8 protein-coding genes are annotated in these 9,714 nt (G+C 62.6%); 2 read left to right on the forward strand and 6 right to left on the reverse strand.

The genetic code is table 11. The annotated features are described in order from the left end of the window. Positions 1-73: 73 nt before the first annotated feature. The 6 genes from ACUH78_RS18085 to ACUH78_RS18110 all read right to left on the reverse strand — a co-directional run bounded on the left by ACUH78_RS18085 (position 74) and on the right by ACUH78_RS18110 (position 7,548). On the reverse strand, positions 74-460 hold the full coding sequence (locus tag ACUH78_RS18085) for a hypothetical protein (RefSeq protein ID WP_320368359.1): 387 nt from the start codon (positions 458-460) through the stop codon (positions 74-76). A 41-nt stretch (positions 461-501) separates the two neighbouring features. Next, positions 502-3,621, reverse strand: coding sequence for an efflux RND transporter permease subunit (locus ACUH78_RS18090; protein ID WP_510497588.1), 3,120 nt, complete (start codon positions 3,619-3,621; stop codon positions 502-504). 15 nt (positions 3,622-3,636) lie between these two features. Continuing rightward, positions 3,637-4,749 carry an efflux RND transporter periplasmic adaptor subunit gene (locus ACUH78_RS18095; protein WP_002924861.1) on the reverse strand — a complete coding sequence of 371 codons (1,113 nt, stop codon included), beginning with the start codon at positions 4,747-4,749 and terminating at the stop codon, positions 3,637-3,639. After that, on the reverse strand, positions 4,746-5,309 hold the full coding sequence (locus ACUH78_RS18100; RefSeq protein WP_004299261.1) for a hypothetical protein: 564 nt from the start codon (positions 5,307-5,309) through the stop codon (positions 4,746-4,748). Before ACUH78_RS18100 ends, ACUH78_RS18095 begins: the two co-directional genes overlap by 4 nt. A gap of 17 nt (positions 5,310-5,326) precedes the next feature. After that, complete coding sequence (locus tag ACUH78_RS18105; protein ID WP_039921668.1) at positions 5,327-6,595, reverse strand: TolC family protein; 1,269 nt, start codon at positions 6,593-6,595, stop codon at positions 5,327-5,329. A gap of 614 nt (positions 6,596-7,209) precedes the next feature. Next, complete coding sequence (locus ACUH78_RS18110) at positions 7,210-7,548, reverse strand: DUF4148 domain-containing protein (RefSeq protein ID WP_004248732.1); 339 nt, start codon at positions 7,546-7,548, stop codon at positions 7,210-7,212. 169 nt (positions 7,549-7,717) lie between these two features. Here ACUH78_RS18110 and ACUH78_RS18115 point away from each other — a divergent pair, with 169 nt between their 5' ends. Both ACUH78_RS18115 and ACUH78_RS18120 read left to right on the forward strand, forming a co-directional pair. Continuing rightward, positions 7,718-8,404: a heavy metal response regulator transcription factor gene (locus tag ACUH78_RS18115; RefSeq protein ID WP_002924878.1), complete on the forward strand. Its 687-nt coding sequence runs from the start codon at positions 7,718-7,720 to the stop codon at positions 8,402-8,404. 2 nt (positions 8,405-8,406) lie between these two features. After that, positions 8,407-9,714, forward strand: a 1,308-nt coding sequence (locus tag ACUH78_RS18120) for a heavy metal sensor histidine kinase (RefSeq protein ID WP_510497589.1), incomplete at its 3' end; no start/stop codon positions are given.

Genomic DNA, 9,714 nt, shown 5'->3' on the forward strand with positions numbered 1-9,714 from the left:
TGCTTTCATCTTGCTACCGCCGAGCGCCTGAGGTGACCGCCTGCGCGCCGTTGCCGCAGGCGGTCGGGCGGAGTCACTTCAGTGTGAAGCGTGCCGTGGTGGAAGGCTTGCCCGGAAGGGTGACAACCGCGACCAGCTTGGTGCCGGCGCCGACCTTGAAGCTACCCTTGGCTTCGAGTCGATCACCTGCAGGCTTGAGTTCGACATCTTGCTTGTTTGCGCCAGACAGCAGCGTGAGCTTGGCACTGCCGTTTGCCACATCAACAGGCTTGCCGTGATCGCGAAGGTGCAACTGGATCACCTCGGGCTTGGCAACGAGTTCGAGATCGAGATCTTTGACCTCGACCACCACGCCTCCATGCATCGATTCATGCTCGTGAGCATGGTCATGCTTGTCGGCTGCAAAGGTGGGGCCCACAGACACGAGAGCAGCGAGGGCGACGACTTTTGAGAACTTCATGGGTTTTCCTTTCTGGTTTGCATGAGGCGGGTTAAGCAGCGTCAGAATGCTTCGGCGTTTCGATCGTCGAGCAGACTCTCTGCATCGCGGCGGCCGAAGAGCCAGAACATTGCAGGGGTAAGGAAGGTATCCAGCAGGGTCGAACTGATGAGGCCCGAGAAGATCACCACGGCCACCGGATGCAGGATCTCGGTACCCGGGCGCTCGGCCTCGAACAGCAGCGGTGCAAGCGCAAACGCGGTTACCAGTGCGGTCATCAGCACCGGCGACAGGCGCTCGATCGAGCCCCGCAGGATCATCGTGTGGTCGAAGCTCTCGCCCTCGATACGCATCAGGTTGAGGTAATGGCTCACCTTGAGGATGCCGTTTCGCACCGAAATACCTGCAAGCGTGATGAAGCCGACGAGTGCCGCCACCGACAACGGTTGACCGGAGATCCACAGTCCAATCACCGCCCCGACCAGTGCGAGCGGAATGTTCGCCATGATGAGCGCCGAGAGTCGAACCGACTTGTAGCGGCTGTAGAGCACGACGAACATCAGCACGAGTGAGACGATCGAAAGCAACCCGACCAAACGGGATGCCTCTTCCTGAGCTTGGAACTGCCCGCCGAGGGTGATGAAGTAGCCCTCGGGCAACTTAAGGTCGGCCACGACGGCGCGGATGTCCTCGACGACCTCCGATAGCGGACGCTGCTGCGCATTGGCCGAGAGCACGATGCGGCGCTTACCGTCGTCCCGGCTCACTTGGTTCGGACCGTCACCATCCTCGATCGACGCCAGCTTCGACAAGGGCACATGTCCGGTCGGCGTTTCGATCAGGATCTGAGCCAGCCCGTCGACCGAGCGCGCCGTTTCCGGTAGGCGAACGACCAATGCGAACCGTCGACCACCCTCGACGATCTGGGTGACCTTCTCGCCCTCGACGAGGTTTTGCAGCGCGGCCAGAATCTGCGGTGCCGGCACCCCGTAACGGGCAGCGGCCGCATAGTCGATCCGCACCTTGATCTGCGGCGCGAGCACTTGCTTCTCGATCTCCAGGTCGGCGAGCCCCGGAATGGCGGCAAGCCGCGTTCGCAATACGTCAGCCTGACCGCGCAGGGTGTCGAGATCCTCGCCGAAGATCTTGATCGCAATCTGCGAGCGCACGCCCGACAGCATGTGGTCGATGCGATGTGAGATCGGTTGCCCGATCGCGATCGCAGCTGGCAGATTGACCAGTCGCGACCGGATGTCTGCGGTGATCTCACCCATTGAGCGGCTCAGCTCACCGGCGGGTTTCAGCCCCACATCGAGCTCGCTGACGTGGACACCTTCCGCATGCTCGTCAAGCTCGGCCCGCCCGCTTCGGCGCCCGACGTGCGTCACTTCGGGAACCTGTTTCACGAGCACTTCCGCTTGCTGCGCGAGCACGGTCGACTCCGCCAGGGTAACGCCCGGGTTGAGCCGCATGCCGATCAGCAAGGTGCCTTCGTTGAACGGCGGCAGAAAGGTCGTGGGGAAGAACGGTACCGCAGCGGCAGCAATTGCCACCGCAACCGCACCCGCTGTGACGGCCGCCCTGGGGTGCTCGAGCACCCCCTGCAACGCCCCGCGATAACGTGCCTTGAGCCAGGCGAGCAAGCGCGTGTCACCGTGATCGAGGGACTTCATCCGGGGAAGCAGGTAAAAGGACAGCACCGGCGTCACGGTCACCGAGACGACCAACGAGGCGAGCGTGGAGACGATGAACGCCACGCCGAGCGGCACGAACAGCCGCCCCTCCATGCCAGGCAGCGCGAACAGCGGCAAGAACACCAGCACGATGATGATCGTCGCGTAAAGGATGGCCGAGCGCACTTCCATCGTTGCGCGCGCCACGAGTTCGATCGGGTGAAGCCGATGGTCGTGATGCTTTGCGCAGTCCTCCTTCAATCGGCGCAGCACGTTCTCTACGCCCACAACCGCATCGTCGACCAAGCCGCCAATCGCAATCGCGAGACCACCAAGGGTCATCGTGTTGATCGACTGCCCGAAATACTTGAAGACCAACGCCGTCATGAAGATGGACACCGGAATCGCGGTGAGCGCGATGATCGTCGGGCGCAGGGTGCCGAGAAAAAAGAAGAGGATTGCCGCAACGAACACCGATGCACCAATCAGCTTACCCTTGAGCGTGCTGATCGATGCCTCGATGAAAGTCGCCTGCCGGAAGGTCACCTCCGGCGCATCCATCCCGGCCGGGAGCGATATCTTCATCTCTTCGAGCGCGGTTTCGATCGAGCGAGTCAGGTGAATGGTGTCCGCCGTAGGCTGCTTCTGAATGCCGAGGATGACGGCCGGCTTGCCCTCGAAGCCCGCATCCCCCCGTTTGGGCGCCGCTGCGAAGGTCACGGATGCGATCTGACGCAGCAGGATCGGCTGGCCATCACGCGCAGTGATCGCGAGGTTCTTCAGATCCTCCAGGCTCGAGGTCCGACCGAGATGGCGGATGAGATACTCGCGCCCGTTCAGTTCGAGAAAGCCCCCCGAGGTGTTCGACGAGAAGCCTCGAATCGCCCCTTCCAACTGCTCCAACGAAACACCGAGCTCAGCCATACGGCGGGTGTCGGGCTGAACCTGGAACTGCCGCACCTCCCCGCCAATCGGGATGACTTGCGCGATGCCGGGGATCGCCATCAGGCGCGGACGAAGAACCCAGTCCGCATACTCTCGGACCTGCATCGGCGAGATCTTCGCCGTGTCGATCGGGATCGCGATCTGCATGATCTCGCCCATGACCGAGCTGATCGGCCCCATGCGCGGAATCACGTCTTCAGGCAACCCTTCCTCCATGGCTGAGAGGCGTTCCGACACCATCTGCCGGGCGCGGAAAATCTCGGTACTCCAGTCGAAGGTCACGTAGATGAAGGACAGCCCCGAGCTCGAGGTAGAGCGCACTGACTCCACGCCGGGCAAACCATTCATGGTGGTCTCGAGCGGAAAGGTGATGAGTTGCTCGACCTCCTCCGCCGCCATGCCGCCGGCTTCGGTCATGATCGTGACCGTCGGCTTGTTGAGATCCGGAAATACGTCCACGGGTGTTCGCGAAAGCGTGAACGCCCCATAGGCCATCAGTACCAGGCTGGCGATAATCACCAGCAGCCGGTTACCAAGGCTGTTGTCGAGTAGCCACTTGAACATCGGATAGACTCCCGGTCAGCGGATCTGGTTGATCAGCGTGGCGGCACGGGAGGCGACCCGCTCGCCGGCTTCGAGGCCGGACGTCACCGCAATATTCACACCGTCCAGCGGCGCGATCGTGACGGTCCGGGACTCGAAACGTTCGGGCGCCGTCTTTACCCAGACGATGGTTTGGTTTGCCGAATTCTTCAGCACCGATGCTGCGGGAACGCTTACACCCTGCTGCGTGCTGCGCGACTGGACGAAGACCTCGACCGGCTGCCCCACGGCAAGAAAGGCCAGCGCTTCCCCTTCGGCTGCAAAGGTGAGCGGCAAGGCCTGCTCGCGCAGGCTGCGGGCGGCGCCGATGAAGGTGAGCGGGATCCGCTGGTCGCCGACCGCAAGACTTGCAGAGGCGACATCCGCCGCTATTTCTGGATCATAGGAGAGCGCCTCGACACGCAGCCGCTTCGGGTCGACGATCTCGAACACGAGCTCGCGCGCATCGACCACTTGGCCTGACACGGCGTTAGTCGATGCGATCACACCGCTGACGGGTGCGGTCAGGACATCACGGGCATTGAGGCCACCACCGATCGCTTTCGATCTGGCCCTCAGGCTGGCAAGCTCGCTTTCGGCCGCCTCGATCTCCTTGCGCGGTACCGTGTCGGCGAGTTCCTTCAGACGCGCAAGGCGCTTTTCCACAAGGGCCCTGGCCGCGTGCAGCTCGGCCAATTGCGCCATCTGGTTAGACCGCTCGATCTGGTCCGTCGAAGGACTGACGTAAGCCAGCACGTCCCCCTTCTTCACGGCCTGACCGACGCTTGGCAACCCCTGCGGGCCCGCCTCCAGGCGCCCAGCCACCATGGCCTGCACCTTTCCGCCGGCATTCGGGTCCATGACCACCTTGCCGGCCAGCGCGGTGGTACGCGGCAATTCGCCGGCTTCCGTAACCAACGTGCGAACACCGATCTGGCGTTGTGCCGGCTTGGGCAGAAAGACACTGCCATCGGCTTGCCGTTGTGGCCCATTGCCTCCTGCCACAACCGGACCCTCATCGCCATGATCATGGCCTTCGCCAGCAAAGGCATTCCACGAGGCACTGGCCGATACCAGCGCCAGCGCAGCAAACAGTACGCTCAGCTTCATGCGGCACCTCCAGTCGAGCGATTACGCGAATTCCCCTTGCGAAGCACAACCCAGCCGATGAGGCCTAGCACAAGCCCCCCCGCGCCTGCCCCAATTGCGTAGGGTTTCATGTCCAATTCGGCAACCTCTTCGTGCGCCTCGGCGGCGGTCTCATGCAAGTCGAGCTCACCAGCGAGCAAATCGGCGTCCTGACCGGCAATCACCGTTGCCGTGACAGAGACGACACCCGGCTTGAGCGTCTCCTCGAGCGTGGCCTCGAACTCACCGTCGGCATGGGGCGAGAGCGCAACGGCCTTCCCATCGAGTTCCAGATCGACCTTTGCGTCCTTGACCGGACTGTTGTCAGCGAAGTGGTCAAGATAGACGGTGACGTTCTTGCCATTCACTACGCCGACCAGCTCGAAGAGTTCCGAGACGGCGGTAAATCGCGGCAATGCCGGGCCCGCTGTGGTCGCGGGCGCTTCTCCATGGTCGTGTCCGTCACCGGCCAGCGTTTGCGGGGCAAGCCCGGCAAGCACGGCAGCGAGGCTCCATGCCGCGAGGGTATGAGTGGATTTCATTTTGGGGATCCTGTTATTCATTCGGGAAGCAGGCCCAACGCTTGGCGCTGGGCCGAGATGGCGGCTGCCAGATCAATACGCGCGCGCGCGCGCTCGCGTTCGGCCTCGGCCGCCTCGAATTCGATGCGCAGACGGGTCGGCAGATCGGCCTCACCGAGGCGGAACGCCTTCTCGAAGAAGCCGCGTGACGCCTGTGCGAGGTCGGAGCGCCGTTCAGCAGCGGCGACCTGCTGCCGTCTCAATTCGACGCGCTGGTGCGCCATCTCTGTTTCGGCCAGCAGACGTTCGAGTTCGATCTGGAGTTGCGCCTCGGCCTCGATGGCCTCTGCATTGGCGCTTGCAACGCGGGACCGGCTGCGCGAACCGGAACCAAGCGGAATGCGCAAGCCCAGCGTGACTGTCTGTTCCCAGGATTCACCCGATGCGCCGCGTTCGCGGGTGGTCGTGACACTCAACTCCGGATTCGCGCGGCCCTGAACGCTGGCAAGGGTCATCGTGCGCCGCGCAACGTCGACCCGATCACGCAGCTCGGCCACTGCAGGGTGCGCCGTCTCAAGAATCTGTGTCGGTGTCGCAGCGGACGGGACGGGCTCCGGCGCAGACACCCCGCCGGATGAGCGTTCTGGCCCGATTCCAGTGAGCGTGCGCAACTGCTGTGCAGCATCTGCAAGGGCGCTTTCTGCCTCGGCGACGGCGGCTTCAGCTGTAGCTTGCACACCGTCGGCCTGATGCTGATCTGCGCGCGCCAGATCACCCGCCTTGATGCGCTTGGCCACGTCGGCGGCCAGTTCGCGGGCGTTCTCGAGACCCGCCCTCGCCAGCGTCACATCTACGCGCGCGCGTTGCCAATCCCAATATGCTGTGCGTACCGCTGCAGCGGTGCGCAACTGCGCGCCGCGAGCCCGGCTCGCCGTGGCAGCTATTTCGGCAGTGGCGAGGGCTGCAGTGCTCGAACGTTCGCCCGACAGCCAGATCGGAACCGCGATGCCGACCTCGTACTCACGGCTCCCGCGATTGCTGTCCAACTGATCGGTTTTTCCGGCTACCTCTAGGGCGGGCGGTTCGACAAACCAACTGTCGGCACTGTCGCGGCGCGCTTGCGCCGCTTCCTGTTGAGTCGTGAGCGACAGCGCTTCAGGCTGGCGTGCCCATGCTGCCTCGAAAGCGTGCTTGAGGGATAGGGCGGTACTTGGAGCCGGGGGGGCGGGCTGCTGCGCCCAGGCACCATTGACGGCAAGGCCGAGCATTAGCCCAGGCAGCCATTTGAGACGAAGTTGCTGAAACATCCAATTCTCCGTTGATGTAAAGACACGGGGAATCGGCAGAGGGCGATCGGACCGATCGCAATGGACGCGTGACGCTACCGCTCAAAGCGGTAGGAACATCAAGAGGGAATGAAGGCGACCGCCCTGCCGATCAGGCTGGGCGGGCCCATTTAGGGCGTTCGGGCTCTGCGGGATGCTCCGCAAGTGAGCACCCAGGTGTGACGCCGATGGGGAGGGATGCCTGATGCTGTGTGAATAGCGCGCTGGACTCACTCGTTACTGCTGAAGAGCCCACCACCTGGCACGATGCGCAGTCTGTGTGTGCGCCCTTCGTGAAGCCCCCTTTTTCCTTGCCTTTTGCATCTTCGGTGTGACGATGCGCGTGATGACCAAAATGATTGGCTGCGGCACCGGATTCGTGCGCGCAGTAATCGCCCACCGCCGCCCAACTCAGTTGGGCAGGCAGCAGGATCAAGAGGAAAATCGCAAGCCAACGACGCATGGCGCGGATTCTATCAATAAGGATTTGCTATCGTCGACAGCGACGGTACCAATGGGCAGACCAAACGGCGCTTTACGAGAACCTGCTGGGCGAAACGCCTGGACGGCCCGACGTCTCGCGCCGATAGGTGGCTTCAGGAGCCACTGTACAGTTCATTCATGTACGCGCGCTCTGTCGGGGTCATGTCGACCAGCTCCTTGAGGACTTCTGCACGGGTCTTGCCGGGTCCGGAAGCACGCGAGGGCACCGCGAGGCCACGCTGCAGGTAGAAATAGCTGCCATCGGCCTTTGCCTGTTCGAGCTCGCGCAACACCTCGGCGCGGGTTTTCGTGCTCGTGGAGTGATCCGGATGGAACGTGAACCCCTGCTCGCCGGGAGCGGGATGCCACAGCGAGCTGGCTTGCGCAGCCGCAGGAACGACAAGGACGGCAGCAAGAAGCGAAAAAAGGGCAGTGGTGCGGGTTTTCGACATGACGAGACTCCTTCGTTCAACGTGAGAGGTGGCGTTCGGCATAAGCCGCTTGGCGTCGCCTTGCACCGAACACGTCGCGGACTTTAAAGGTCCATCCTCGTCGAATCGCGAACTGCCAGATTACGATTTCGTAATGTGATGGTTTCGGCATCTCCGCGATAATCGCTGCATGAAGATTCTGGTTGTGGAAGACGAACCCAAGCTCGCCGAATACCTACGCAGGGCGCTCACCGAAAGCAATTACATCGTGGATGTCGCGCACAGCGGCACGGATGGCCGCTATCTCGCGACCGAAGGGCATTACGACCTCGTCCTCCTCGACGTCATGCTTCCGGGGCTGGATGGCTATGCCGTCTTGCAAGAACTGCGTCGGGGCAAACACGTACCCGTCCTGATGCTGACCGCGCGGGACGAGGTCGAGGATCGGGTCAGAGGCCTGCAGGCGGGTGCCGACGATTACCTGGTGAAGCCGTTTGCTCTGTCCGAGTTGCTCGCTCGCGTGCAGGCCTTGTTGCGGCGCGGTGCCTTGCGCTCGGATAGCCAGGATTCAACGGTGCTCCGTTTGGCGGACCTCGAACTCGACCTGGTTCGGCGCAAGGCGTCACGATCCGGGCAGCGCCTCGACCTGACCGCCAAGGAGTTCACGTTGCTGACGTTGCTGCTGCGCCGGCAAGGGCAGGTCCTTTCCCGTACCGCGCTTGCAGCGCAGGTGTGGGACATGAATTTCGACAGCAATACGAACGTGGTCGAAGTTGCGGTGCGCCGGTTGCGCGGCAAGATCGACGACGCTTTCGAGAAGAAGTTGTTGCATACCGTGCGCGGCATGGGATACGTCCTTGAGGACCGGAAGCCCTGAGAATGCGCAATCCGCGTTCGCTTAGCTGCTGGTTATCGTGGTGGCTCGCCGTGCTGGCCTCGCTGGGGCTCGGCTTGGTCTGCTCGATCGTTTACGTGGGCGCGAGTCTAAATCTCTCCAACAAGCAGACGGACGAACTGCGGCACAAGCGGGACATAGTGCGCCATCTCGTCGGCGAGATTGCAACGCGGGACGCGTTGCCGAGCCTGCGTCACAAGCTCGACGACTTCTTTGTGGGCCATGCCAACCTCGAGTTACGGCTGATCCAGGGATCTGACGCTCTTCTGTACGCAACTCCGGCGCGTTCAAGCCCCGGCGCAATCCTGCGGCGGGATGAGTTCGAAATCTCCGTGCCATGGTCGCCCACAACCATGCTGCGCGCCGAATTGATGCTCGACAGCAGCGCCGACGCGCTGCTTTTGGAGCAGTTGGCCTGGACGCTACTCGCGAGCGCCCTTGGTGGAGCGGCGGCCATCTCAGTGGGCGGCGCATGGCTCGTTCGTAGAGCGCTCTTGCCTGTTCGCGACCTGGCTCGACAAGCAGCGGCCCTAAGCCCGGAAAGCGTTGGACAGCCGCTTGACGGCTCCGCCCAGGCACAGGAGCTTCAGCCGTTGGTCACACAATTCAACGCGCTCCTGGTTCGATTGAACCGCGCATATCAACAACTGGAAGGGTTCAACGCCGATGTCGCTCACGAGCTGCGCACACCGCTGGCGACCTTGATTGGTGAGACCGAGCTAGCTCTGAGTCGTCAGCGCGATGTCGCCGAACTGCGCGATGTGCTCGGATCGAACCTCGAGGATCTTCAACTTTTAGCGGGGCTGGTCAATGACATGTTGTTCTTGTCCCGGGCCGATCGCGGGGAGCGCGCCCGTCGCCACCGTGTGGATAGCCTGGCCGAACTGGTGTCCGAGGTCATCGAATTCCACGAAGCGTCAATGCAGGAGGCCGGCGTGACTGCGCGCTTACGCGGTGACGGCATGGGCACAGTCGATGCTGGGTTGGTTAGGCGTGCGCTCTCGAACCTGCTCGCCAATGCGACCCGTTTTGCAGAGCGCGGATCGGTGATCGAGGTCGATATCAAGCAGGACACGGATGGCCGCATTTGCCTGTCTGTCAGCAACACGGGCCCTGTCATCCCCCCGGAGCATTTGCCTCGTCTATTCGACCGCTTTTATCGGGTTGATGGGGCCCGCGAACATCGCGACCATAATCACGGGCTCGGCTTGGCGATCGTAGCTGCGATCGCGCGAATGCATGGCGGCGCCACCTTTGTGCGGTCAGCTGCCGGAACGACGAGCGTTGGCCTT

The organism is Thauera sp. ZXT1-4 (genome assembly GCF_052598215.2).

Excerpts from the sequence above, each read along its gene's own strand:
- ACUH78_RS18085 (WP_320368359.1), bottom strand. The coding sequence starts at position 460 with ATGAAGTTCTCAAAAGTCGTCGCCCTCGCTGCTCTCGTGTCTGTGGGC.
- ACUH78_RS18090 (WP_510497588.1), bottom strand. The coding sequence starts at position 3,621 with ATGTTCAAGTGGCTACTCGACAACAGCCTTGGTAACCGGCTGCTGGTG.
- ACUH78_RS18095 (WP_002924861.1), bottom strand. The coding sequence starts at position 4,749 with ATGAAGCTGAGCGTACTGTTTGCTGCGCTGGCGCTGGTATCGGCCAGT.
- ACUH78_RS18100 (WP_004299261.1), bottom strand. The coding sequence starts at position 5,309 with ATGAAATCCACTCATACCCTCGCGGCATGGAGCCTCGCTGCCGTGCTT.
- ACUH78_RS18105 (WP_039921668.1), bottom strand. The coding sequence starts at position 6,595 with ATGTTTCAGCAACTTCGTCTCAAATGGCTGCCTGGGCTAATGCTCGGC.
- ACUH78_RS18110 (WP_004248732.1), bottom strand. The coding sequence starts at position 7,548 with ATGTCGAAAACCCGCACCACTGCCCTTTTTTCGCTTCTTGCTGCCGTC.
- ACUH78_RS18115 (WP_002924878.1), top strand. The coding sequence starts at position 7,718 with ATGAAGATTCTGGTTGTGGAAGACGAACCCAAGCTCGCCGAATACCTA.